The organism is Rathayibacter sp. AY1F9, assembly GCF_002932155.1.
Lineage (GTDB): Bacteria > Actinomycetota > Actinomycetes > Actinomycetales > Microbacteriaceae > Rathayibacter.
Genome location: NZ_PSVA01000060.1, coordinates 1 through 631, shown reverse-complemented (window position 1 = coordinate 631; position 631 = coordinate 1). Strand labels below are relative to the sequence as shown.

The window sequence follows — 631 nt, the reverse complement described above, 5'->3', positions numbered from 1 at the left end:
GCCGCCACCGACCCCGCCGTCGCCGCGGATCCGGCCAACGCCGGGATCCTGAAGCTACTGCAGTCGCAGGACACCGCCGCGATCGGCTCCGCGCTCGACGGGGACACGTCGTTCCTGAACACCGCGGACCGCGCCCTGTCGGCCCCGTTCCTGACCGGGTTCAACGACGCGACCGTGACCGTGTTCCAGGTCGCGCTGGGCGTGGTCCTGCTGGCCTTCGTGCTCTCGTGGTTCCTCAAGACCCCGCCGCTGCGGGCGAAGTCGGCCATGCAGGAGGCGCACGACCTCGCGGCCGAGGACAGCGCGGAGGAGCTGCGCCTCACGGACCCGCAGCTGGCCGCGCGCGCCGTGGCCGACCTGGCCGCGGGCAGCATCGAGCCGGACGTCCGGACGGACTCGATCCGCACCGCTCCCCCCCGCGACGGGCACGGCGCCCACCGGGCCTGATCGGGAAGCGCCGGCCGACCGCGCCTGCGCTCCGCTGCTCTCCTCCGAGGCGCCGCCTCCGCCGCCCGGACACCGCCCTCACCGCGGTGTCCGGCCGGGGAGGCGGCGCCTCGCGGTCGTCCGGAGTGCGGTGTCCCGCGTTCCGGGGCGAGAGAGCGCTCCACCGGGCTCTAGGATGGTCGGA

At 75.6% G+C, this 631-nt stretch carries 1 pseudogene; it reads left to right on the top strand.

Going from position 1 to position 631, the window contains the following annotated elements:
* Positions 1-447 (top strand): annotated as a pseudogene (locus C5C37_RS17695) (hypothetical protein); the annotation flags it as partial.
* Positions 448-631: the final 184 nt, after the last annotated feature.